This is a genomic window from Pseudomonas sp. ICBG1301, assembly GCF_016918385.1.
Taxonomy (GTDB): domain Bacteria; phylum Pseudomonadota; class Gammaproteobacteria; order Pseudomonadales; family Pseudomonadaceae; genus Aquipseudomonas; species Aquipseudomonas palleroniana.
Genome location: NZ_JAEKGB010000003.1, coordinates 619,407 through 641,965, shown reverse-complemented (window position 1 = coordinate 641,965; position 22,559 = coordinate 619,407). Strand labels below are relative to the sequence as shown.

At 61.1% G+C, this 22,559-nt stretch carries 22 protein-coding genes; 13 read left to right on the top strand and 9 right to left on the bottom strand.

The genetic code is table 11. The features are described from left to right. Window positions 1-233 precede the first annotated feature (233 nt). Both JBE38_RS10055 and JBE38_RS10050 read right to left on the bottom strand, forming a co-directional pair. The gene (locus tag JBE38_RS10055; RefSeq protein ID WP_060755747.1) at window positions 234-1,727 is read right to left on the bottom strand and encodes a CoA-acylating methylmalonate-semialdehyde dehydrogenase; all 1,494 of its coding nucleotides are present in this window, start codon (window positions 1,725-1,727) and stop codon (window positions 234-236) included. Between the two features lie 39 nt (window positions 1,728-1,766). After that, a complete protein-coding gene (locus JBE38_RS10050; RefSeq protein ID WP_060755746.1) occupies window positions 1,767-3,116 on the bottom strand; it encodes an aspartate aminotransferase family protein in 1,350 nt (449 codons plus the stop codon). A 126-nt stretch (window positions 3,117-3,242) separates the two neighbouring features. Here JBE38_RS10050 and JBE38_RS10045 point away from each other — a divergent pair, with 126 nt between their 5' ends. From JBE38_RS10045 to JBE38_RS10020, 6 genes are all read left to right on the top strand, one after another. After that, window positions 3,243-4,163: a LysR family transcriptional regulator gene (locus tag JBE38_RS10045; protein WP_205344224.1), complete on the top strand. Its 921-nt coding sequence runs from the start codon at window positions 3,243-3,245 to the stop codon at window positions 4,161-4,163. A gap of 88 nt (window positions 4,164-4,251) precedes the next feature. After that, window positions 4,252-5,637, top strand: a complete 1,386-nt coding sequence (locus tag JBE38_RS10040) for a uracil-xanthine permease family protein (protein ID WP_205344223.1) — start codon at window positions 4,252-4,254, stop codon at window positions 5,635-5,637. Window positions 5,638-5,733: 96 nt separating this feature from the next. Next, window positions 5,734-6,393, top strand: a complete 660-nt coding sequence (locus tag JBE38_RS10035) for a TetR/AcrR family transcriptional regulator (protein ID WP_060755744.1) — start codon at window positions 5,734-5,736, stop codon at window positions 6,391-6,393. A gap of 12 nt (window positions 6,394-6,405) precedes the next feature. Next, window positions 6,406-6,987 carry an IMPACT family protein gene (locus JBE38_RS10030; protein ID WP_060755743.1) on the top strand — a complete coding sequence of 194 codons (582 nt, stop codon included), beginning with the start codon at window positions 6,406-6,408 and terminating at the stop codon, window positions 6,985-6,987. A gap of 185 nt (window positions 6,988-7,172) precedes the next feature. Continuing rightward, window positions 7,173-7,859: an SDR family oxidoreductase gene (locus JBE38_RS10025; RefSeq protein WP_090366992.1), complete on the top strand. Its 687-nt coding sequence runs from the start codon at window positions 7,173-7,175 to the stop codon at window positions 7,857-7,859. A 143-nt stretch (window positions 7,860-8,002) separates the two neighbouring features. Then, on the top strand, window positions 8,003-9,358 hold the full coding sequence (locus tag JBE38_RS10020) for an 8-oxoguanine deaminase (protein ID WP_205344222.1): 1,356 nt from the start codon (window positions 8,003-8,005) through the stop codon (window positions 9,356-9,358). Here the strand turns inward: JBE38_RS10020 and JBE38_RS10015 are convergent, their stop codons facing one another. Next, complete coding sequence (locus JBE38_RS10015) at window positions 9,359-10,450, bottom strand: calcium:proton antiporter (RefSeq protein WP_060755740.1); 1,092 nt, start codon at window positions 10,448-10,450, stop codon at window positions 9,359-9,361. Between the two features lie 192 nt (window positions 10,451-10,642). On the opposite strand from JBE38_RS10015, the gene JBE38_RS10010 reads away from it, so the two are divergent. Further along, window positions 10,643-11,596 (top strand): adenosine deaminase, encoded by a 954-nt coding sequence (locus JBE38_RS10010; RefSeq protein ID WP_017134717.1) that lies wholly within the window; start codon window positions 10,643-10,645, stop codon window positions 11,594-11,596. Between the two features lie 64 nt (window positions 11,597-11,660). On the opposite strand, the gene JBE38_RS10005 is transcribed toward JBE38_RS10010, so the two are convergent. The 3 genes from JBE38_RS10005 to JBE38_RS09995 form a co-directional block, all read right to left on the bottom strand. Beyond that, window positions 11,661-13,031, bottom strand: a complete 1,371-nt coding sequence (locus JBE38_RS10005) for an MFS transporter (protein WP_205344221.1) — start codon at window positions 13,029-13,031, stop codon at window positions 11,661-11,663. Between the two features lie 109 nt (window positions 13,032-13,140). After that, window positions 13,141-13,836, bottom strand: a complete 696-nt coding sequence (locus tag JBE38_RS10000; RefSeq protein ID WP_205344220.1) for a helix-turn-helix transcriptional regulator — start codon at window positions 13,834-13,836, stop codon at window positions 13,141-13,143. Window positions 13,837-13,970: 134 nt separating this feature from the next. Beyond that, the gene (locus JBE38_RS09995; RefSeq protein ID WP_205344219.1) at window positions 13,971-14,900 is read right to left on the bottom strand and encodes a LysR family transcriptional regulator; all 930 of its coding nucleotides are present in this window, start codon (window positions 14,898-14,900) and stop codon (window positions 13,971-13,973) included. Window positions 14,901-15,016: 116 nt separating this feature from the next. Here JBE38_RS09995 and JBE38_RS09990 point away from each other — a divergent pair, with 116 nt between their 5' ends. The 3 genes from JBE38_RS09990 (at window position 15,017) to JBE38_RS09980 (ending at window position 16,667) form a co-directional block, all read left to right on the top strand. After that, window positions 15,017-15,310, top strand: coding sequence for a putative quinol monooxygenase (locus JBE38_RS09990; protein WP_060755735.1), 294 nt, complete (start codon window positions 15,017-15,019; stop codon window positions 15,308-15,310). 24 nt (window positions 15,311-15,334) lie between these two features. Beyond that, window positions 15,335-16,348 (top strand): zinc-binding alcohol dehydrogenase family protein, encoded by a 1,014-nt coding sequence (locus JBE38_RS09985; RefSeq protein ID WP_205344218.1) that lies wholly within the window; start codon window positions 15,335-15,337, stop codon window positions 16,346-16,348. A gap of 145 nt (window positions 16,349-16,493) precedes the next feature. Next, the gene (locus JBE38_RS09980; RefSeq protein ID WP_162843517.1) at window positions 16,494-16,667 is read left to right on the top strand and encodes a hypothetical protein; all 174 of its coding nucleotides are present in this window, start codon (window positions 16,494-16,496) and stop codon (window positions 16,665-16,667) included. A gap of 8 nt (window positions 16,668-16,675) precedes the next feature. Here the strand turns inward: JBE38_RS09980 and JBE38_RS09975 are convergent, their stop codons facing one another. Next, a complete protein-coding gene (locus JBE38_RS09975; protein WP_205344217.1) occupies window positions 16,676-17,869 on the bottom strand; it encodes a multidrug effflux MFS transporter in 1,194 nt (397 codons plus the stop codon). Between the two features lie 87 nt (window positions 17,870-17,956). Continuing rightward, window positions 17,957-18,154 carry a heavy-metal-associated domain-containing protein gene (locus JBE38_RS09970; protein ID WP_126870636.1) on the bottom strand — a complete coding sequence of 66 codons (198 nt, stop codon included), beginning with the start codon at window positions 18,152-18,154 and terminating at the stop codon, window positions 17,957-17,959. 289 nt (window positions 18,155-18,443) lie between these two features. Between JBE38_RS09970 and JBE38_RS09965 the strand changes: the two genes are divergently transcribed. From JBE38_RS09965 to cueR, 3 genes are all read left to right on the top strand, one after another. Further along, on the top strand, window positions 18,444-18,824 hold the full coding sequence (locus tag JBE38_RS09965) for a hypothetical protein (protein WP_205344216.1): 381 nt from the start codon (window positions 18,444-18,446) through the stop codon (window positions 18,822-18,824). Window positions 18,825-18,891: 67 nt separating this feature from the next. Beyond that, complete coding sequence (locus JBE38_RS09960; RefSeq protein WP_205344215.1) at window positions 18,892-21,093, top strand: heavy metal translocating P-type ATPase; 2,202 nt, start codon at window positions 18,892-18,894, stop codon at window positions 21,091-21,093. Further along, complete coding sequence (cueR, locus tag JBE38_RS09955) at window positions 21,090-21,491, top strand: Cu(I)-responsive transcriptional regulator (RefSeq protein WP_060755729.1); 402 nt, start codon at window positions 21,090-21,092, stop codon at window positions 21,489-21,491. Before JBE38_RS09960 ends, cueR begins: the two co-directional genes overlap by 4 nt. A gap of 142 nt (window positions 21,492-21,633) precedes the next feature. On the opposite strand, the gene JBE38_RS09950 is transcribed toward cueR, so the two are convergent. Then, window positions 21,634-22,533 (bottom strand): PA4780 family RIO1-like protein kinase, encoded by a 900-nt coding sequence (locus tag JBE38_RS09950; protein ID WP_205344214.1) that lies wholly within the window; start codon window positions 22,531-22,533, stop codon window positions 21,634-21,636. Window positions 22,534-22,559: the final 26 nt, after the last annotated feature.

The following is a 22,559-nucleotide window of genomic DNA, read 5'->3' as shown; positions in this document are numbered from 1 at the left end:
AACATCGCCCTATCAACTCCTTATGGGCTTCGATGAACTGAAGCTATTCGCTGCCTGAATCTTCGTAACTTCTTGTTTACCAAGGGGTTTTCAGTTTCGACTGCGCCGGAAGTGGGGCGAATTATAGACAGATACAATTCGCCGTCAACCGCTTTTTTCACATTTCTGTCATATCAGTCAAAAAAGCCCCAAAAACACAAAGCCGGCCCCAAGGGGCCGGCTTTCAGTTCACCTTACAAACTAGGGAAGGCAAACTGCGAAGCTTCATGGCTGGCACGTTGCGGCCAACGCTGGGTAATCGCCTTGCGACGGGTATAGAAACGCACCCCGTCCGGCCCATAGGCATGCAAGTCGCCAAACAGCGAACGCTTCCAGCCCCCGAAGCTGTGATAGGCCACCGGCACCGGCAGTGGAACGTTTACGCCAACCATCCCCACTTCAATCTCATCACAGAACAAGCGTGCCGCTTCCCCGTCACGGGTGAAGATGCAGGTGCCATTACCGTATTCGTGATCGTTGATCAGTTGCATCGCGGCTTCCAGGCTGTTCACCCGGACCACACACAACACAGGCCCAAAGATCTCTTCTTTATAGATCCGCATCTCGGGGGTCACACGGTCAAACAGGCTGCCGCCCAGGAAGAAGCCTTCTTCATGCCCGGACACGCTCAGGCCACGACCATCCACCACCAGCTCGGCGCCCGATGCCACACCGTCTTCTATATAACCACTGACCTTATCCCGTGCCTGGCCTGTCACCAACGGCCCCATATCCAGGCCACAAGAAGTGCCCGCGCCAATCTTCAGCGCCTTGACCTGCGGCACCAACTTGGCAATCAACGCGTCCGCCACCTGGTCGCCCACGCATACGGCCACCGAGATAGCCATACAACGCTCGCCACAGGAACCATACGCCGCTCCCATCAAAGCACTGACGGCGTTGTCCAGATCGGCATCCGGCATCAGAACCGCATGGTTCTTCGCCCCACCCAGCGCTTGCACGCGCTTGCCACGCTTGGTGGCTTCGGCATAGATGTACTCGGCAATCGGAGTCGAGCCAACAAAGCTCAGGGCTTTTACTTCGGGTGCTTCGATCAGCGCATCCACTGCCCCCTTGTCCCCGTGCACCACGTTCAGCACGCCTTTTGGCAGACCTGCTTCTTGCAGCAATTGCGCGATCAGCAACGTTGAACTCGGATCACGCTCCGACGGTTTCAGGATAAAACAGTTACCGCAGACGATCGCCAGCGGATACATCCACAATGGCACCATCGCAGGGAAGTTGAACGGGGTGATACCCGCGACCACACCCAGCGGCTGGAAGTCCGACCATGCATCAATGTTCGGCCCCACGTTGCGGCTGTATTCACCCTTGAGAATCTCCGGCGCCGAACAGGCGTACTCGACGTTCTCGATCCCGCGCTTCAGCTCACCTGCGGCGTCCTCCAGAGTCTTGCCGTGCTCTTCACTGATCAACTGCGAGATACGCGCCTCGTTCTGCTCCAGCAATTGCTTGAAACGAAACATCACCTGGGCACGCCTGGCTGGTGGGGTATTACGCCAGGCCGGAAACGCAGCCTTGGCCGAGTCGATCGCCTGTTGAATGGTTTCGCGACTGGCCAATGGCACCTGGTGGATCACCTGGCCGGTAGACGGGTTGTACACATCGGCGCTACGACCGCTGTCATTGACCAGTTCACCGTTGATCAAGTGTTGGATAAGGCTCATGCAAGGCTCCTGAAAAATTGTTCTATATAGAAGGAGAAATCAGTCGATCTTGTTCAGCACTTCGCCGACCGCGTCGAACAAGCGATCCAGATCCTGCGGCTTGCTGTTGAAGGTTGGCCCGAACTGCAGGGTGTCCCCGCCAAAGCGCACATAGAAACCAGCCTTCCACAAGGCCATACCGGCTTCGAATGGACGCACGATGGCATCACCGTCACGCGCGGCAATCTGGATAGCGCCGGCCAGGCCATAGTTGCGAATATCGATCACATTCTTGCTGCCCTTCAAACCATGCAGCGCATTCTCAAAGTGCGGGGCGACTTCAGCCACGCTCTGCACCAGGTTTTCCTTCTGCAACAAGTCCAGTGCCGCCAGGCCGGCTGCACAAGCCACCGGGTGCGCCGAGTAGGTGTAGCCGTGCGGGAACTCCACGGCGTACTCAGGCGTCGCCTGATTCATGAAGGTCTGATAGATCTCGCTGCTGGCAATCACCGCGCCCATCGGGATCGCGCCGTTGGTGACCTGTTTGGCGATGCACATCAGGTCCGGGGTCACTCCAAAGCTCTGCGCACCGAACATCGAGCCGGTACGGCCGAAACCGGTGATCACTTCATCGAACACCAACAGGATGTTGTGCTGATCACAGATTTCACGCAGACGCTTCAGATACCCCTGAGGCGGCACCAGTACGCCAGCTGAGCCAGCCATCGGCTCGACAAATACAGCGGCGATGTTCGAGGCGTCATGCAACTCGATCAATTTGAGCAACTCATCGGCCAGCGCAATCCCACCCTGCTCCGGCATGCCACGGGAAAAAGCATTGCTCGCCAGCAAGGTGTGCGGCAGATGGTCAACGTCCATCATTGCCTGCCCAAACATCTTACGGTTGCCGTTGACGCCACCCAGGCTGGTGCCGGCGATGTTCACACCGTGATAGCCACGGGCGCGGCCGATCATCTTGGTCTTGGTCGCCTGGCCCTTCAGGCGCCAGTAGGCGCGCACCATCTTCACCGCCGTATCGGCACACTCGGAGCCGGAGTCGGTGAAGAACACGTGGTTCAGGTTGCCCGGGGTCAGATCGGTGATCTTTTCCGCCAACTGAAAGGACAGTGGATGACCATATTGGAAGCCTGGGGAGTAATCCAGGGTACTCAATTGCTTGGCGACCGCCTCCTGAATCTCCTTGCGGGTGTGCCCTGCGCCGCAGGTCCACAAGCCCGACAACGAGTCGTACACCTTGCGGCCCTTGTCATCGGTCAACCAACTGCCTTCGGCAGCCACGATCAGGCGCGGGTCACGCTGGAAGTTACGGTTGGCGGTGTAAGGCATCCAGTGGGCATCCAACTTCAGTTGGCTGGCCAGGGACGAAGGGGCGTTTTCGGGCATGTTCATCAGCAAAACCTCGCAGGGCAAAAGGCAGCGTCGGGATTGGAAAGCACAGGTTGCAGCTAAGTTGCCACGGCGATAAAGTCGGTGAAATCCAACTCTTCTAACCTTCAGTCAGGCTTTTACTAAACTATGAGCAGCCGTCGCCCCGATCCCCTGGCCCAAGTCAGCGACTTCGATATTCGCCTGCTGCGCATTTTTCGCAGCGTGGTGGAATGCGGTGGCTTCTCGGCAGCTGAAACCGTACTGGGTATCGGGCGCTCAGCCATCAGCCAACAAATGAGCGACCTGGAGCAACGCCTCGGCTTGAGGTTGTGCCAGCGCGGACGTGCCGGTTTTTCCCTGACGGAAGAAGGCCGCGAGGTTTATCAATCGGCCCTGCAACTTTTGAGTGCCCTGGAAAGTTTCCGCACCGAGGTCAACGGCCTGCACCAGCATTTGCGCGGCGAGCTGATCATCGGTCTCACCGACAACCTGGTCACCCTGCCGCACATGCGCATCACCCATGCCCTGGCGCAGTTGAAAGAACGCGGCCCGGACGTGCAGATCCAGATCCGCATGATCGCGCCCAATGAGGTCGAACAAGGCGTGCTCGACGGCCGCCTGCATGTCGGCGTAGTCCCCCAGGCCAGCGCTCTCTCGGGGCTTGAATACCAACCGCTGTACAGCGAACGGTCGCTGCTTTACTGCGCGGTCGGCCACCCGCTGTTTTATGCCGACGACACGCTGCTGGACAACGCCCGCATCGACAGCCAGGACGCCATCGCCCCCACCTTCCGCCTGCCCGCCGAGATCCAGGCCCATTATCAGGCCCTCAACTGCACCGCCAGCGCATCGGACCGCGAAGGCATGGCGTTCCTGATCCTCACCGGGCGTTACATCGGTTATCTGCCCGACCACTACGCCAGCTTCTGGGTACAACAAGGCCGACTACGTGCGCTGAAACCGGCTACACGCTTTTACGATTTAAGCCTGGCATCGGTCACGCGCAAGGGCCGGCGCCCTCATTTGGTGCTCGAAAGCTTCCTCGAAAGCCTGGCCGCAACGCGCTAACTCGGGCCTCGCACAAAAAGCTGAGCAACTGGACAGCTTTTTGCAAGAGAGCCAGGACCTTGAACCGTCCGCCTTGAGTTTGCCCGCCATGCCACCAGATTCCGCCAACACCAATGACCTGATCTACGGCCTCAACGACCGGCCAAACCCCGCTGCCGCCTGCCTGGCCGCCTTGCAACACGTGCTGGCCGCCTTCGTCGGCATCATCACCCCGCCGCTGATCATCGGCTCCACCTTGGGCCTGACCGCCCATTTGCCCTACCTGATCAGCATGGCGCTCATGGTCTCCGGTGTAGGGACCTTCATCCAGGCGCGTAGGCCGTTTGGGATAGGCGCCGGCATGATCTGCCTGCAAGGCACCAGCTTTGCGTTTCTCGGCGCGGTGCTGTCGGCGGGTTTCCTGGTCAAACAACGCGGCGGCAGCCCGGAGGACATCATGGCGATGATCTTCGGCGTGTGCTTTTTCGGCGCCGCGGTGCAGATTCTGTTGAGCCGTTTCATCGGCCAGTTGCGCCGGGTAATCACGCCGTTGGTGACCGGGATTGTCATCACGCTGATCGGCATCAGCCTGATCAAAGTGGGCATCACCGACCTGGGCGGAGGTTTCAACGCGCCGGACTTCGGCGCTCCCGGCAATCTGGCCTTGGGCCTGTTCGTGGTACTGACGATCATCCTGCTCAATCGCTCGAACACGCCGTGGGTGCGTCTCTCGGCGATCATCATCGGCCTGGCCCTCGGCAGCCTTGCGGCGTGGCTGAGCGGCAAACTGGTCCCTCAAGCCCTGCCCGACTTGCCCGTGATCAGCTTGCCGATCCCGTTTCGCTTTGGTTTCAATTTCGACTGGAGCGCTTTCCTGCCGATCGCGCTGATTTACCTGATCAGCAGCATCGAAACCGTTGGCGACCTCACCGCCAATTGCATGATTGCCCGTCAACCTATCAGCGGCCCTTCTTACATAAGCCGACTCAAGGGCGGCGTCCTGGGCGATGGTGTCAGTTGCCTGATCGCCGCCACGTTCAGCGCCTTTCCCAACACCACCTTTGCCCAGAACAACGGCGTCATCCAGCTCACCGGCGTGGCCAGCCGTTACGTCGGTTTATACATAGGCTTGTTACTGTTCTGCCTGGGTTTGTTCCCGCTGGTGGGTGCCATCCTGCAGCAAATCCCCAAGCCGGTGCTGGGCGGTGCAACCCTGGTGATGTTCGGCAGCGTGGCCGCCGCCGGCGTGCGTATCCTCGCCCAGGCGCCGCTGGACCGGCGCAGCATGCTGATCATCGCCACCTCGTTTGGCGTGGGCCTGGGTATCGCCGCCCAACCCAACCTGCTGCATTTGATGCCGCCCCTGGTGCAGAACCTGTTCGACTCGGCCATCACCAGCGGCGGCCTGACCGCCATCCTGTTGTGCCTGTTATTGCCCGAAGCCAAAGCCACGCACATTGCCGCAAATCACACAGCGCAAAGCGACACGCTGTAACTGCTTTAAGGGTTTTATTGCATCGGGACTTGTCTGAGGCTTGAGGGTGGGTTATCTGTGCACACGTCGCCTCTATCGATCAGCACGGAAACCTCCATGAGCCTCGAAGTTCCTGCCCACAGCCACCATGCCGGCAAGCCCGCCAGCCGCATTCGACAAAAGAACGAACAAGCGATTCTTCAAGCAGCTGAAGATGAGTTCGCGCGCCACGGCTACAAAGGCACCAGCATGAACACCATCGCCTCGAGTGCAGGGCTGCCCAAGGCCAACTTGCATTACTACTTCACCAACAAACTGGGCCTGTATATCGCCGTGCTCAGCAACATCCTCGAACTGTGGGACAGCACCTTCAACGCGCTGACCGCCGAGGACGACCCAGCGGTGGCCCTTACCCGCTACATCCGCACCAAGATGGAGTTTTCCCGGCGACACCCACAAGCCTCGCGGATCTTCGCCATGGAGATCATCAGCGGCGGTGAATGCCTGACCGAATACTTCAGCCAAGACTACCGCGCCTGGTTCAGCGGCCGGGCGGCGGTGTTCCAGGCCTGGATCGAGGCAGGCAAGATGGACCCCATCGACCCCGTGCACCTGATCTTCCTGCTATGGGGCAGCACCCAGCACTATGCCGACTTCGCAACGCAAATCTGCCGCGTCACCGGCCGTACCAAGCTGACCAAACAGGATATGGAAGACGCCGGTACCAACCTGATCCATATCATTCTCAAAGGCTGTGGCATCAAGCCGGCCCTCTGAACGAAGCGACTTATGCCTTTCACGCTCACCGGCCTTTGCGAATTTCGTGAAGAAATCCGCAAAAGCCGCTTCATCACTCTCGCCGCGCCGATCACCAGCCCGCAGGACGCCCAGGCGTTCTTCGAGCAACACAGCGACCTCAACGCCACGCACAACTGTTGGGCCTGGAAGCTCGCCGATCAGTACCGTAGCAATGACGATGGCGAACCAGGCGGCACGGCCGGGCGGCCGATCCTGGCGGCTATCGAAGCCCAGGGGTTTGATCAGGTCGCCGTGCTGGTGATTCGCTGGTACGGCGGTATCCAGCTGGGTACGGGCGGCCTGGCCCGTGCCTATGGGGGTGGCGCGAACAAATGCCTGCAGAATGCCGAGCGCATCGAACTGATCAGCCGTGTACCGCTGAGCTGTGCCTGCGGGTTCTCCGAGTTGAACCTGGTGAAACTGCGCGTCGCCGAACTGGGCGGCCTGGTGGTCGACGAACACTTCACCGCCAATGGCGTCGAACTGCAGCTCGCACTGGGCGAGGCTCACATCGATACCCTGCAAACCCAACTCGCCGACCTCAGCCGTGGGCGCATCCTACTACAACGGTGAAACTGCCCACATGTACTGTGCACCTGCCTGTGGATAACCTGAGCACATCGGCCTGTAACCCTTCTGTCACAAGGGGTTGCGAGCACTGTTCGTTTTTTGCTCAACAACACTTGACCCCATTTGCCCAAGCCTGGGGTAATGTGGTCAGCCGAATTCACTGAACCGCGACTCCAAAGGAAGCCTTCATGTCTACGCCAAAAACCGCATTGATCATCGGCGCCTCGCGCGGGCTGGGCCTTGGCCTGGTCAAGCAATTGCTTCAGGACGGCTGGGACGTGACCGCCACCGTGCGTGATCCGAACAAGGCCGATGCCCTGAAAGCATTGGGCCCGGTGCATATCGAGAAGCTGGATATGGATGATCAACAAGCCGTGATCGCCTTGAGCCAGCGCCTCAAGGACCGCACTTTCGACCTGCTGTTCGTCAATGCCGGCGTCAAGGGCCCGGCCAATCAGGAGCCGGGCCACGCCACACTGGCGGAAGTCGGCCAATTGTTCTTCACCAACGCCGTGGCGCCGATCAACCTGGCCCAACGCTTTGTCGGGCGGATCCGCCAGGACAGCGGCGTACTGGCGTTCATGAGTTCGGTGCTGGGCAGCGTGACCATTCCCGACGGCTCGGACCTGGCGCTGTACAAGGCCAGCAAAGCCGCGCTCAACTCCATGACCAACAGCTTCATCACTCAACTTGGCGATCACAAGCTCACCGTGCTGTCGCTGCACCCGGGCTGGGTGAAGACCGACATGGGCGGGGAAGACGCGCACATCGATGTCGACACCAGCGTGCGCGGCCTGGTGGACCAGGTGAACGCCTACACCGGCAAAGGCGGCCATCACTTCATCGACTACAAGGGCGATACCATCGCCTGGTAAACCGGTGGGGCGTTATCGACCGATTGCGGCCGATAACGCTCCACGCGTAGACTGCCCCCTCGCCTTCACCGGCGACCCTGGATCAGCAGACAGGGCAACACTGAGCTGGCAAACCTGAACCCATCATTCAGAGGAGCCGGCCAATGCCTGCGACCCGTATCTGGTTAAAAAACCCCCTCGCGATTTTCACTGCCAACGGCCTCGACGCCCGTGGCGGCCTGGTGCTGCAAGACGGCGTGATTGCCGAACTGCTGGCCCCAGGGCAAGAACCCGCGCAGCCCTGTGCACAGGTGTTCGATGCTCGCGAACATGTCGTTCTTCCCGGGTTGATCAACACCCACCACCACTTCTACCAGACCCTGACCCGCGCCTGGGCGCCCGTGGTCAACCAGCCGTTGTTCCCGTGGCTGAAAACCCTCTACCCGGTCTGGGCGCGACTGACCCCGGAAAAACTCGCGCTGGCATCCAAGGTGGCGCTGGCCGAATTGCTGCTCTCGGGCTGCACCACGGCAGCGGATCACCACTACCTGTTCCCCGACGGCCTGGAAAACGCCATCGACGTGCAAGTGCAGAGCGTGCGTGAACTGGGGATGCGCGCCATGCTGACCCGCGGTTCCATGAGCCTGGGCGAAGCCGACGGTGGGCTGCCACCGCAGCAGACCGTCCAACAAGGCCAAGTGATTCTCGAAGACAGCCAACGCCTGATCCACACCTACCACGAGCGTGGCGATGGCGCGCAGATCCAGATAGCCCTGGCGCCCTGCTCGCCGTTTTCCGTCACCCCGCAAATCATGCAAGCCAGCGCCGAACTGGCCGACACGCTCGACGTCCGCCTGCATACGCACCTGGCGGAAACCCTCGATGAAGAAGACTTCTGCCTGCAACGTTTCGGCCTGCGCACCGTGGACTATCTCGACAGTGTCGGTTGGCTCGGCCCGCGCACGTGGCTGGCCCACGGTATCCATTTCAACCCCGACGAGATCGCACGCCTGGGTGCCGCCGGCACCGGTATCTGCCATTGCCCCAGTTCGAATATGCGCCTGGCCTCGGGTATCTGCCCCACCCTGGACCTGCTGGCCGCAGGCGCGCCCATTGGCCTGGGCGTAGACGGTTCTGCGTCCAACGATGCGTCGAACATGATCCTTGAGGCCCGTCAGGCCCTGTATATCCAACGCCTGCGGTACGGTGCGGAAAAAATCACCCCCGAAGGCGTGCTGGGCTGGGCCACCAAAGGCTCGGCGCACTTGCTTGGGCGTACGGATATCGGTGAATTGGCCGTCGGGAAGCAGGCCGACCTGGCGCTGTTCAAGCTCGATGAACTGCGTTTTTCCGGCAGCCACGACCCGATCTCGGCGCTGCTGTTGTGCGGTGCGGATCGTGCGGATCGGGTCATGGTCGGCGGCCAATGGCGGGTCATCGACGGCCAGGTCGAGGGCCTGGATCTGAAAGGCTTGATTGCCGATCACACCCAGGCGGCACGGCAGTTGATCGCCGGCTGATTACAAACCCAACAGCGACAACATGATAAAGGTCGCGAACAACACGAAATGGGTCATCCCTTCGATGGCGTTGGTTTCGCCATCGTTGAGGTTGATCGCGCTGACGATCAGCGTGATAAACACCATCACCGTTTGCACCGGCGTCATCGCCATCTGAAACGGCTGGCCGGTGTAGAGCGCCATGGCCTCCATCACCGGCACGGTCAGGATCACCGTCGATAACGAAGCGCCCAACGCGATGTTCACCACCGACTGCATGCGGTTGGCCAAGGCGGCGCGCAACGCGGTGAGGATTTCCGGTGCGGCCGAAATGGCCGCGACCACGATCGCCGTAATCACCGGCGGCGCGCCCGTGCCTTCCAGGCCCAGGTCGAGGGTCTTGGACATCACCTCGGCCAATGCGCCAATCACAATCACCCCAAACACCAACGTCGCGATGGAAAACGCCAGGTTGATCGGCGGCTCCTGGTGTTCTTCCGGCTGTTTCTTACGACGCTTTTCCGGGTAGCTGTAGCTGAAGAAATAACTGTGCGGCCCCACCTGCATGCGCAGGAACAAGGTGTAGAGCAACACCATCGCACCGATGGTAAACGCCGAGTAGATTTTCCAGTCAGCTTCAGGGATAAATTCCGGCACCACCATCGACACCCCCATGGCGGTGAGGATCATCACGCTGTAGGTGCGCGCCGAATCGTCATTGTAGGACTGTTCCCCATGCTTGATACCGCCCATCAGCGCGGCCAGGCCGAGGATGCCGTTGATATCGAGCATCACCGCCGAATAGATGGTGTCGCGCACCAGGGTGGGCGACGGCTCATTGCTCATCATGATCGCCAGGATCACCACTTCCACCAGCACGGCGGCCAGGGTCAGGATCATGGTGCCGTAGGGGTCGCCGACCTTTTCCGCCAATTGTTCGGCGTGATGGGCCACGCGCATCGAAGCCATCACGATAAAAACGATCAGCGCCAGGCCGGCGAGCAACGCGACCATTTGTCCGCTGTGGAGCATCCAGTGCTCCAGCGGGTAGGCGGCGATGGCGGCAACCAGCGCCAGGAGCATGAATTTTTCTTGCTTGAGGGATGTGAGCATTCCGGGCCTTATCAAACAGCTAATCAGTCATTGATGGGGTAAAGACTACGGCACATCGCTAACGTTTCGTTACACCTTAGTTCACGCTGCTCTGGCGTGAACCAAGCAAAACTCTCCTGCTGGTCAGGTTTTGCCAAATATTTCGTCCATGGCCTGTAGAATGCCGCCATTGCACCTGATGAGAAACTAGACATGTACGATTGGCTCAACGCCCTGCCCAAGGCTGAACTGCACCTGCACCTGGAAGGCTCGCTGGAGCCTGAGTTGCTGTTCGCCCTGGCCGAGCGCAACAAGATTGCGCTGCCGTGGAACGACGTCGAAACCCTGCGCAAGGCTTACGCCTTCAACAACCTGCAGGAATTTCTCGACCTGTATTACAAGGGCGCCGACGTGCTGCGCACCTCCCAGGACTTCTACGACCTGACCTGGGCCTACCTGCTGCGCTGCAAAGAACAGAACGTGATCCACACCGAACCCTTCTTCGACCCGCAAACCCATACCGACCGTGGTGTGCCGTTCGAAGTGGTGCTCAACGGCATCGCCGCCGCGCTGAAAGATGGCGAGCAGCAACTGGGGATCACCAGCGGTTTGATCTTGAGTTTCCTGCGCCACCTGAGCGAAGCCGAGGCCGAGAAAACCCTCGACCAGGCCCTGCCGTTCCGTGATGCATTCGTGGCCGTGGGCCTGGACAGTTCGGAGATGGGTCACCCGCCGAGCAAATTCCAGCGCGTGTTCGACCGTGCCCGCCACGAAGGCTTCCTCACCGTGGCCCACGCAGGTGAAGAAGGCCCGCCCGAGTACATCTGGGAAGCCATCGACCTGCTGAAAATCCAGCGTATCGACCATGGCGTGCGGGCTATCGAAGACGAGCGCCTGATGCAGCGCATCATCGACGAGCAGATCCCATTGACCGTGTGCCCGCTGTCCAACACCAAACTGTGCGTGTTCGACGACATGGCCCAGCACAACATCCTCGACATGCTTGAGCGTGGCGTGAAGGTGACGGTGAACTCGGATGACCCGGCGTACTTCGGCGGTTATGTCACCGAGAACTTCCACGCGCTGTACACCTCGCTGGGCATGACCCAGGACCAGGCCAAGCGCCTGGCGCAGAACAGCCTGGATGCGCGATTGGTAAAGCCATAACGCAATAAATGCTGCTCGACAGGTGAGAGGGGGCTGGCCCCCTCTCACACTGTGCTCATCAACTTCAGGCTTGCGTCAGCTCTTCCAGAGTCTTGCCCTTCGTCTCCATCCCGAATACCCACACCACCAGCGCCGCCACTGCAAAGCACAGCGCGCCCAAGGCAAACACCCCGCCCTGCCCGGTAACCGGGAACACCAACCCCGTCACCAACGGCCCCAGCAATGAGCCGACCCGACCAATCGCCGAAGCGAACCCCGAGCCGGTCGCCCGTGCCGAGGTGGGATACAACTCCGGCGTGTAGGTATACAGCACCGCCCACATGCCAAACAGAAAGAACTGCATCAATAAACCCGAGGTGATCAGCAAACCGACATTGCCGCCGAATACCGCGCTCTGCCCATATACAAACGCCATCACCCCGCCGCCGAGCAAGGTCACCACGCACAACGGCTTACGCCCCCAGCGCTCCACCAACCAGGCGGCCATCAGGAACCCGGGGATGCCGCCCAGGGAAATGATCACGGTGTAATACACCGACTGGGTCACCGCAAAACCTGACTGCTGCAGCAATGCACTCAGCCACGAAGTCAGGCCGTAAAAACCGAGCAAGGCAAAGAACCAGACGCACCAGATCATCATCGTGCGCTGGCGATACTGCGCCGACCACAACTGCTGGAATGCCGAAAAAAACGTCCCCGGCGCGCTTTCCACCCGTGGCAGGCGGATCGGCTCCGGCAAATCGACGCGGCCCAATGAAGCACGCACTTTCTGTTCGATACCCTGCAAGACCTGGTCGGCAGCCGCATGCCGCCCGGCCTGCTCCAGCCAGCGCGGCGACTCCGGGATAAAAAACCGAATCGCCAGTACAAACACGGCCGGCACCGCAAGCACCAGGAAGATGTCACGCCAGCCAATCACCGGCAGCAGAAAGTAAGACAGCACACCCGCCGCCACAAACCCCAGCGGCCAGAAGCCATCCATCAACGCAATGTACCGACCACGCCCCTTGGCCGGAATCAGCTCCGAGAGCATCGACTGGGCAATCGGGAATTCCATGCCCATGCCGATCCCCAGCAAGATGCGAAACAACGTCAGCATCTCCAGCGTCTGCGCCGTGGAACACAGGTAGCTGGCAATGCCCCATAACACGATGCTCCACTGGAACACCGGCTTACGGCCAAAGCGATCAGCCAACATGCCCGACAACGAGGCGCCGACCACCATGCCGAAAAAGCTCGAACTGGCCAGTAACCCGGCCTGGGCCGTGCTCAGGCCAAACTCGGTTTTGATGGAACCTAACAGGAAGGTCATCATCGCCAAGTCCATGGAGTCGAAGAAAAACGCCAGGGCGATAATGATGAAGATGATTCGGTGGTAGCCGCTGATGGGCAACCGTTCCAGACGCTCCGCCGCGCTATAGCCCTGTAAACCCATGCCGCACCCCCAGTGTGAAAATCCCCTCGGTCAGTGTGCGGCATCATTGGCGCGGGTTATTGCTGGATGCGACCTGGTCGAAACCCTGAACGACGCCGGCCGACGGGCGTCAGGGTTGCTCGGGCGCCGCGATCAACAGGATGTGTGCAAGCCCGACGTCGTTCACCAACAAGGCCCGGAACTCGTTGATCACACTGATCCAGTTCGACTGCAGGAACAGTTGCAGCAGCCCCACGCCCAAGGCGCCACCCAAGTGGGGTTGTGGCTGGCTCCAGTCGAAACAGTCGCAGACCAGCGGCGACGCCAGCGCCTGAGTAAAAATACCCAGGTCTGCCAGGAATTGCGCGCCCTTGACCGTGACCTCGATACGTTGTTCGTGACGCTCGATCCAACCCGCCGCCAACATGCGCTGATACAACCCCGCCGCCAACTCCCCACCGAGGTGCCCATGGCACAACCGGGCACGGCGCAACAGCGGCGGCGCCACCAACGCCGGTGGCGAAACCGCGGGGCGGCTACGGGCGGCGCTGGCCATGGTGGTACTGGCCAGCGCGTCGATGGCGGCACTCACATCGGCGGCCGCTACACGAAACAGGCGCTTGCCGCGTCGGGCCTCGGTGAGCAGCAGGCCGCTTGCGGTCAGCCGAGCCAAATGGGCGTTGGCCGACGCGGCGGACAACCCGGTGAGCACCGCCAACTCCTCTGAAGATTTCACGGAACCGTCCATCAAGGCCCAGAGCATGGCCGTACGTTTAGGCTCGGCGAGCAAGCTGGCGATCTGACTGATGCAAGGTGCTTCTTCCACGTATTCACTCCCTGTTGAATCATTTATCTGTTGCGGTTGGCGCCAAAGTATAGGTGCGCACCCCGCACGCACCGCCGGGTCTGACGCTGCAGATAGGGACAGGGTCTGAGTGAAATTTCCTGCTGTGGTGGAAGCTATTGCCCAGGGTTCAAGCGCTCCGACCATTGCGCAGTCAATGTCGCACAACGGGATACCAGCATTTCCCGCAGCAAGTTGATCGGCTTGCTCAATTGCGCACGGTGGGCACATAGCAGGTTGAGCGGTGTGCGCTCCCCGCGCAGCTCCGGCAGGATCACCCGCAAACGCCCGGCCAGCACATCCGTGCTCACGTCCAACCAGGACTTGTAGGCAATGCCGACACCCGCGACAGCCCAGCGACGAACGACGTCGGCATCGTCACTGAAACGGTCACCGGCTACCGTCAGGCTCACTTCACGCCGGCCGTCGTGAAAACTCCAGCGATCGTGGACTCGGCTGCCGAGCATATAGAGCAGGCAATTATGCTGGGCCAGTTGCTCCAGGTGCCGGGGCTCGCCATGCCGGGCGAGGTAGCTGGGGGCGGCACACAGCACGCGAACATTGTCCGAGGCGATGGGCAGTGCAATCAGGCTCGAGTCCTCGGGCTCGCCGTAGCGCAAGGCTATATCGACAGGCTGGCGGAACAGGTCGGCAATGCGATCGCCCAGCAACAGGCGCACCGCCAGTTGCGGGTATTCACGCTGGAACTCATCCAGCCATGGCAACAGCTGGTTACGCCCGAAGTCCGAGGGCGCCGACAATTGCAACACGCCGCTGACATGGTCCTGGCCACTGGCCAATAGGCGCCGTCCTTCGTCCAGCGAACTCAATGCCGCACGGGCGTATTCCAGGAAACCTTCACCTTCGGCGGTCAACCGCAGGCTGCGCGTCGAGCGCGCCAACAAGCGCGTGCCCAGTTGCTGTTCGATGCGCTTGAGCGCAGCGCTAGCCACCGCGGGCGACAGGTCCATGACCCTCGCCGCGGCAGACAGGCTGCCCAGGTCCGCCGCGCGCACAAACAGCTGCAAATCATCGAAGCGCAGCATGTGTTCTCGCTCATTATCAAAAATTTATTGAAACAGCCTGCTGTTTTAGCCGCTTTTTCCTTCACGGGAAATAGCCAATCATCTATCCACCGCTTATCACGTGCCAGGAGTTGAGTATGTCTGCTGCCTTTAATGTCATCGCCACGCTGGTTGCCAAACCCGGCCAACAGGCCACGCTGGAAACCCTGCTGCGCGGCCTGCTGGAACCGACCCGCCTCGAAGCCGGTTGCGAGCAGTACGACCTGCACCAGGACCTGCAACACCCCGAAACTTTCTACATGCTCGAACGCTGGAGCGACGATGCGGCGCTGGCCGACCACGACCAGAGTGCCCATATCCAGAGTTTCCGCGCCAAAGCCGCGGATGTCCTCGAACACTTCGAACTCAAGCGCCTGAAATTTCTCGCCTGATTACCGCCCTTTTCCGGAGCCCCCATGAAAGCCATTGCCTACTACGCCTCACTGCCGATCAACGATCCCCAATCCCTGCAAGACATCGAACTGCCGGAGCCCGTCGCCGGCCCACGCGACTTGCTGGTAGAAGTCAAAGCTATCTCGGTCAACCCGGTGGACACCAAGGTGCGCCACAACGTCGCCCCGGAAAATGGCGCCGCCAAGGTGCTGGGCTGGGACGTGGCCGGTGTGGTCAAGGCGGTCGGCAGCGACGTGACGCTGTTCAAGGCCGGCGACAAAGTGTTCTACGCCGGTTCGCTGGTGCGCCCGGGTGGCAACAGTGAACTGCACACAGTGGATGAACGCATCGTCGGGCATATGCCCAAGAGCCTGGGTTTCGCCGAAGCGGCCGCCCTGCCGCTGACCGCCATCACCGCCTGGGAGCTACTGTTCGAGCGCCTGCAAATCCGTGAAGGTCAGGAAGACCAGGGCCAGAGCTTGCTGATCGTTGGCGCGGCCGGTGGCGTAGGTTCGATCCTGACCCAACTGGCCAGCCGGCTCACTGCGCTGAAAGTCATCGGCACGGCCTCGCGCCCCGAGACTCAGGAATGGGCCAAGGCGCTGGGCGCCGATCTGGTGGTCGACCACAGCCAACCACTGAGCGAAGCCTTGAAAGCCGCCGGCCACCCGCAGGTGACCCACGTTGCCAGCCTGACCCAGACCGACCATCACCTGGACCACCTGGTCGAGGCCCTGCTGCCTCAAGGCAAGCTGGCGCTGATCGACGATCCCAAGGCGCTGGACGTGAGCAAGCTCAAGCGCAAGAGCCTGTCGCTGCATTGGGAGTTCATGTACACCCGCTCGATGTTCGAGACCCCTGACATGATCGAACAGCACAACCTGCTCAATCGCGTCGCTCAACTGATCGACGCCGGCACCTTGAAAACCACGGTCGGCGAGCACTTCGGCGTGATCAACGCAGCGAACCTGCGACGCGCCCACGCCCTGCTGGAAAGCGGCAAGGCCAAGGGCAAGATCGTGCTTGAAGGGTTCTGAATAACAGCGGTCGGAGGCGTCCATTATTCATGTGAGTAATGGACGACACCATTAGTCCGAGAGTTGATCTTTGTCATATTTACGCGCGCATTCGGGTTTATATTGGCCGCCTTTGCCACGATTCTTTTACGTGAGGAAGTCAGCAATGAAGATCCTGATAAAAGCGTTAGCAAAATCCCAATGGGAAGTCCGCCTGGACCAAAAAGCCATTACCTTTCGCAGTGAGGCCGAAGCCCGAGCTTTTGCCGACACCCTGAAAGCCCGAATCCAGGCGCCCCACCACATTCCCCTCAGCCAGCAGCACTACGCCGCCGGCTGATCCGCACGTCAGACCTGCGCCTGCATGGCCCTGGCCCGTTGCAGGCGCTGGGTCGACACCGCCACCGTCACCGCCAATACACCGCACAAGCTGATGACCATCGCCATCGGCATGGCCGTGCCGTCGTGCAACACGCCGACCAACGAAGCAGCCCCCGCCGCCACACCAAACTGAATGCAGCCGAGCAACGCCGACGCACTGCCGGCCCGCGCCCCCTGCCCGGCCATGGCACAGGCCGAGGTGTTGGGCAAAATGCAACCCAGGCTTGCGATGCAAATGAACAGCGGCACCAGCAATGGCCACAACGTTTCTGTGCGCAACGCGGCGATACCGAGCAAGGTCAACGCCGCCAGCACGTACACCCACACCGTGCGCGACAGCAGAAACGCCGGGCCGCGCTTGGACAGCAGCCGTGCATTGAGTTGCGCCACCAGAATGAAACCTGCGGCATTGGAACCGAACAGCCAGCCGTAATGCTCCGGGGCCACGCCATAGAGCTTGATGAACACGAACGGTGAACCGGCGATGTAGGCAAACATCCCGGCAATCGAGATCCCCCCGGTGAGGGCGTAGCCGAGGTAGACCCGATCCGACAGCAGCGCACCGTAGCGGCGCAGCGAGCCGGAGAGCGGCTGGCGCGGCTTGTCGGCCGGAAAGGTTTCCGGCAATCCGACCGCGACAGCCAGGGCCGCCATCACGCTGAACATCGATAGCGCCAAAAAGATCGACTGCCAGCCCCACAGGCCGACCATCACCCCGCCCGCCAACGGCGCGAGGATGGGTGCCAGGCCGGTCACCAGCATCAGTTGCGAATACACCTTGGCCGAGCCCACGGCATCACATTTGTCGCTGACCACCGCACGGGAAATCACCATGCCCGCACATCCGCCGAGGGCTTGGACGAAACGCGCACCGATCAGCCACTCCAGCGACGGCGCATAGGCGCACGCGAATGAGGCCAGGGTGAACAAGGTCACACCGCTGAGCAGTGGGCCGCGTCGGCCAAACCGGTCCGCCAGCGGGCCGTAGATCAATTGGCCGATGGCCAAGCCGCCGAAATACACCGCCAGGGTCAACTGGATATGCTTCTCGTCGGTCGCGAAGGCCGTGGCCATGGCCGGAAAGCCGGGCAAGTAGAAATCGATCGCCAACGGCGCAAAGGCGCTCAAGGCGCCCAGAATCAAGATTATGCGGAGGTTCATCAGACACCCAAGTGAGTCGGCAGCTCGACAGTCTAGCCGCGCTTGGGTGTCATGAACATTAAGTTAGCTCGCTAACTATCAGAAAATTCAAGCGAGCCTGGCGCTGTAGCCTTCCTCACTGATCAGGCTGATCACCTGCTCGGCAGACAGACGGCTTTCAACCCCGACTTCCTTGGCCGCCAGGTCGACCTTCACACTCGCCGCCGGGTCCTGGCTTTGCACCGCCTGGGTCACGGCCCGGACGCAATGGCCGCAGGTCATACCTTCAATACTGAATACTTGCATGATATTTCTCCTTGAACGAGGTAGGCAGTAGTGAGCGGGCTTGCCCCGCGCTGGAGGGCGAAGCCGCCCCAACAAGGGCCCCGCGGTGTTTCAGGACGACCGAGGTGCCTGGGTTTAGGGCGGCTACGCCACCCAGCACGGGGCAAGCCCGCTCACTACAAGGTTGGAGGCAGTCTTGGGCTTGCCACGATGGCAAGGTCAAGTTCTGAAAATTTCTGCCGGGCTGGTATTCGGCGGCTTCAAAGGCCAAGCTTCACCTATCGTTGATTCAAACCACGGAGCATTCGCCATGCGCTGGTTGTTTTTTGCCCTTGCCGGGCTGATGGGCTTATCTGTCGCTGCGCCACAAGCCTTGGCCGCTGAAGACTATGCGGTGTTGATTATTTCCCGGGAGCGCCTGGAAGTACCGACCAATTGTGAAATCGGCCTGTACCTGAACGACCAACTGGCGGGCCGACTGTTCCAGGAGCAGGCCACGTCCTTCAACCTGCCGGCGGGCAACCTGTTATTACGCCTGAAGCTGCTGCCGGGCCAGGCTCCGGGTTGCCTGCCGGGCCTGCTGGCGCCACCGGCGCAGAACATCACACTGAAGGCCGGGGATGTACGCAAGTTGCGTATCGCTCAGGGCCCGGACGGCATGTACCTGAAACCCGCCGCACTGGAATACTGATCGGCCCTTGACCTTCCCCACAGGTCAAGGTTGATCCTAGGGGCAACTTCTTCTGGAGGACTGCCCCATGAATGGATCCACCGCCTTTGACCTGCCCATCAGCGGCATGACCTGTGCCAGCTGTGCCGGCCGCGTCGAACGCGCCCTGAGCAAGGTGCCGGGGGTAAAAAGCGTCAGCGTCAACCTGGCCAATGAACGTGCGCATGTCGAAGTCCTGGGGCAGCTGGACCCCGGCGTGTTGATCGCCGCCGTCGACAAAGCCGGCTACAGCGCCAGCCTGCCCCAGAGTGAAACCGCCACCGATGCCAACCAGGCCCAGCGCCTGCATCGCGAGCGCTGGTCGTTGTTGCTGGCAATTCTATTGGCGCTGCCGTTGGTGTTGCCCATGCTGGTGGAACCCTTCGGCCTGCACTGGATGTTGCCCGCCTGGATGCAGTTCGCCCTGGCCACGCCAGTGCAGTTCATCTTTGGTGCACGCTTTTATATCGCCGCCTGGAAAGCCGCGCGTGCCGGCGCCGGGAATATGGACCTGCTGGTGGCCATCGGCACCAGCGCCGGTTACGGCTTGAGTATCTATGAATGGCTCACCACCACGGCAGGCGGCATGCCGCACCTGTACTTCGAAGCCTCGGCGGTAGTGATCGCCCTGGTACTGCTCGGCAAATACCTCGAAAGCCGCGCCAAACGCCAGACCGCCAGCGCCATCCGCGCCCTCGAAGCCTTGCGTCCGGAACGTGCGGTGCGGGTGCTCGATGGCCGTGAAGAAGAGGTGGCGATCAACGCGTTGAAGCTCGACGACCTGGTGCTGGTCAAGCCCGGCGAACGTTTCCCGGTGGACGGCGATGTGGTGGACGGCCAGAGCCATGCCGACGAAGCGCTGATCAGCGGCGAAAGCCTGCCGGTGCCGAAACAGCCAGGCGACAAAGTCACCGGCGGCGCCATCAACGGTGAAGGCCGCTTGCTGGTGCGTACCCAGGCCCTGGGCGCAGAAAGTGTGCTGGCGCGAATCATCCGCCTGGTGGAAGAGGCCCAGGCGGCCAAGGCGCCGATCCAGAAACTGGTGGATAAAGTCAGCCAAGTATTCGTGCCCGCCGTGCTGGTGCTGGCGTTGATCACGCTGGTGGGCTGGTGGTGGTACGGCGCATCCCTGGAGACGGCAATCATCAATGCCGTCGCCGTCCTGGTGATCGCCTGCCCCTGCGCCCTGGGCCTGGCGACACCGACGGCGATCATGGCCGGTACCGGCGTGGCCGCGCGTCATGGCATCTTGATCAAGGACGCCGAAGCCCTGGAACGTGCGCATGAAGTCAGCGCCGTGGTGTTCGACAAGACCGGCACCCTCACTTCCGGTGCGCCGAAAATTGCCCATATGGCGGCGGTGGATGGCAATCAAGCCTTGTTGCTGCAACAGGCCGGCGCCTTGCAACGCGGCAGCGAACACCCCCTGGCCAAGGCCGTGCTGGACGCCTGCCACGAGCAGGGGCTGAACGTGGCGGATGTGAGTGCCAGCCAAGCCCTGACCGGTCGCGGTATCGCCGGCACGCTCGACGGCCGGCAACTGGCCCTGGGCAATCGCCGTCTGCTGGAAGAGGCCGGTTTGAACGCGGGTGACTTGGCCGCATCCGCCAAGGCCTGGGAGGCCGAAGGCCGCACCTTATCCTGGCTGATCGAGCAAGGCTCCCAACCCCGTGTGCTCGGGCTGTTCGCGTTCGGCGACACACTCAAGCCCGGCGCGCTGGAAGCGGTGGAGCAGCTCAAGACGCAACACATCAGCAGCCACTTGCTGACCGGCGATAATCGCGGCAGCGCCCGGGTGGTTGCGCAAGCGCTGGGCATCGAGGATGTGCACGCCGAAGTGCTGCCGGCGGACAAAGCCGCCACGGTCGCCGAGCTGAAAAGAACTGGGGTGGTGGCCATGGTTGGCGACGGTATCAACGATGCTCCAGCCCTGGCCGCGGCCGATATCGGCATCGCCATGGGCGGCGGCACCGACGTGGCCATGCACGCCGCCGGCATCACCCTGATGCGTGGCGATCCGCGCTTGGTGCCCGCGGCACTGGACATCAGCCGCAAGACCTACGCAAAAATCCGCCAGAACCTGTTCTGGGCCTTTGTGTATAACCTGATTGGCATTCCCCTCGCGGCTTTCGGCCTGCTTAACCCGGTACTGGCGGGCGCGGCGATGGCCTTGTCCAGCGTCAGCGTGGTGAGCAATGCGTTACTGTTGAAGACGTGGAAACCCAAGGACCTGGAGGATCAACGCCCATGAACATCGGCCAAGCCGCTCGCCAAAGCGGGCTGAGCGCAAAGATGATTCGCTACTACGAATCCATCGGCCTGCTCAAAGCCGCGCACCGCACCGACAGCGGCTACCGTGTGTATGGCCCCGACGACCTGCACACGCTGGCGTTTATCAAGCGCTCGCGGGATCTGGGGTTTTCATTGGAAGAGGTCGGCAAGCTGCTGACCCTATGGCAGGACCGGCAACGGGCCAGCGCTGATGTGAAAGCCTTGGCGCGCCAGCATATCGATGAGCTGAACCAGAAGATTCTGGAGCTGGGACAACTGCGCGATACGCTGCAGGACCTGGTGGAACATTGCCAGGGCGATCATCGGCCGGATTGCCCGATCCTCAAGGAATTGGCCTCAGGCAGTTGCTGTACCTGATGCTTGACTGACTCCACACATCAAAATGTGGGAGGGGGCTTACTCCCGATAGCGGCGGATCAGTCAACTTATCTGTAGCTGACCCACTGCAATCGGGAGCAAACCCCCTCCCACATTTTTCAGATCTTCATTCCTTGCAAGATCACTGCATCCAGGGCGGTGGCGGGGGTTCGTCAGACGCTTTGCCGGGTGGCGCATCATCCGCCGCGCGAATCGCCTGGCGACGTTCTTCATCCCGCCGTGCCGCTTCAATTTCGCGCATCACGCCGCCCACGTCAGCCAGCTCTTCCGGTTCGTCGAATTCGCCGGTCAAGACGCTGGCCGGGTGCAGCGTACCGGCTTCGTACAACGCCCACATTTCCTTGGCGTACTTGGTCTTTTTCAACTCCTGGGCAAAGCGCCCGAAGTAAGACGCCATGTTGCCCACGTCCCGTTCCAGCATGCTGAACGCGTGGTTGTTGCCAGCCGCATCCACCGCCTGGGGCAGGTCGATGATCACCGGGCCGGTCGGGGTGAGCAGCACGTTGAACTCGGACAAGTCACCGTGCACCAGGCCGGTACACAGCATCAGCACGATCTGGGAGATCAGGAAGGCGTGGTACTCGCGCGCCTGGTCCGGCTCCAGCACCACGTCATTCAGACGTGGCGCCGCATCGCCGTACTCGTCGGCCACCAGTTCCATCAACAGCACGCCTTCGAGGAAGTCGTAGGGTTTAGGCACGCGCACACCAGCACCGGCCAGGCGGAACAGCGCCGCCACTTCGGCGTTCTGCCAGGCATCTTCGGTTTCTTTGCGGCCGAATTTAGAACCCTTGGCCATGGCCCGGGCTTGCCGGCTGTTGCGGACCTTGCGGCCCTCCTGGTATTCGGACGCCTGACGAAAACTTCGTTTATTCGCCTCCTTGTAAACCTTGGCGCAACGTAATTCGTTACCGCAGCGCACCACATAAACAGCTGCTTCTTTACCACTCATGAGTGGGCGCAGCACTTCGTCGACCAGACCGTCTTCGATCAGGGGTTCAATGCGTTTAGGAGTCTTCATCAGCTTTTATTGTGGGTCCTGTATTA

Bases quoted from the DNA above. Each gene is read 5' to 3' on its own strand.
- JBE38_RS10005 (WP_205344221.1), bottom strand. From the start codon at position 13,031: ATGGGTTTACAGGGCTATAGCGCGGCGGAGCGTCTGGAACGGTTGCCC.
- JBE38_RS10025 (WP_090366992.1), top strand. From the start codon at position 7,173: ATGTCTACGCCAAAAACCGCATTGATCATCGGCGCCTCGCGCGGGCTG.
- JBE38_RS09990 (WP_060755735.1), top strand. From the start codon at position 15,017: ATGTCTGCTGCCTTTAATGTCATCGCCACGCTGGTTGCCAAACCCGGC.
- JBE38_RS10010 (WP_017134717.1), top strand. From the start codon at position 10,643: ATGTACGATTGGCTCAACGCCCTGCCCAAGGCTGAACTGCACCTGCAC.
- JBE38_RS09985 (WP_205344218.1), top strand. From the start codon at position 15,335: ATGAAAGCCATTGCCTACTACGCCTCACTGCCGATCAACGATCCCCAA.
- JBE38_RS10035 (WP_060755744.1), top strand. From the start codon at position 5,734: ATGAGCCTCGAAGTTCCTGCCCACAGCCACCATGCCGGCAAGCCCGCC.
- JBE38_RS09975 (WP_205344217.1), bottom strand. From the start codon at position 17,869: ATGAACCTCCGCATAATCTTGATTCTGGGCGCCTTGAGCGCCTTTGCG.
- JBE38_RS10045 (WP_205344224.1), top strand. From the start codon at position 3,243: ATGAGCAGCCGTCGCCCCGATCCCCTGGCCCAAGTCAGCGACTTCGAT.
- JBE38_RS10030 (WP_060755743.1), top strand. From the start codon at position 6,406: ATGCCTTTCACGCTCACCGGCCTTTGCGAATTTCGTGAAGAAATCCGC.
- cueR (WP_060755729.1), top strand. From the start codon at position 21,090: ATGAACATCGGCCAAGCCGCTCGCCAAAGCGGGCTGAGCGCAAAGATG.
- JBE38_RS10050 (WP_060755746.1), bottom strand. From the start codon at position 3,116: ATGAACATGCCCGAAAACGCCCCTTCGTCCCTGGCCAGCCAACTGAAG.
- JBE38_RS10055 (WP_060755747.1), bottom strand. From the start codon at position 1,727: ATGAGCCTTATCCAACACTTGATCAACGGTGAACTGGTCAATGACAGC.
- JBE38_RS10020 (WP_205344222.1), top strand. From the start codon at position 8,003: ATGCCTGCGACCCGTATCTGGTTAAAAAACCCCCTCGCGATTTTCACT.
- JBE38_RS10015 (WP_060755740.1), bottom strand. From the start codon at position 10,450: ATGCTCACATCCCTCAAGCAAGAAAAATTCATGCTCCTGGCGCTGGTT.
- JBE38_RS09970 (WP_126870636.1), bottom strand. From the start codon at position 18,154: ATGCAAGTATTCAGTATTGAAGGTATGACCTGCGGCCATTGCGTCCGG.
- JBE38_RS09960 (WP_205344215.1), top strand. From the start codon at position 18,892: ATGAATGGATCCACCGCCTTTGACCTGCCCATCAGCGGCATGACCTGT.
- JBE38_RS09995 (WP_205344219.1), bottom strand. From the start codon at position 14,900: ATGCTGCGCTTCGATGATTTGCAGCTGTTTGTGCGCGCGGCGGACCTG.
- JBE38_RS09950 (WP_205344214.1), bottom strand. From the start codon at position 22,533: ATGAAGACTCCTAAACGCATTGAACCCCTGATCGAAGACGGTCTGGTC.
- JBE38_RS09965 (WP_205344216.1), top strand. From the start codon at position 18,444: ATGCGCTGGTTGTTTTTTGCCCTTGCCGGGCTGATGGGCTTATCTGTC.
- JBE38_RS09980 (WP_162843517.1), top strand. From the start codon at position 16,494: ATGAAGATCCTGATAAAAGCGTTAGCAAAATCCCAATGGGAAGTCCGC.
- JBE38_RS10040 (WP_205344223.1), top strand. From the start codon at position 4,252: ATGCCACCAGATTCCGCCAACACCAATGACCTGATCTACGGCCTCAAC.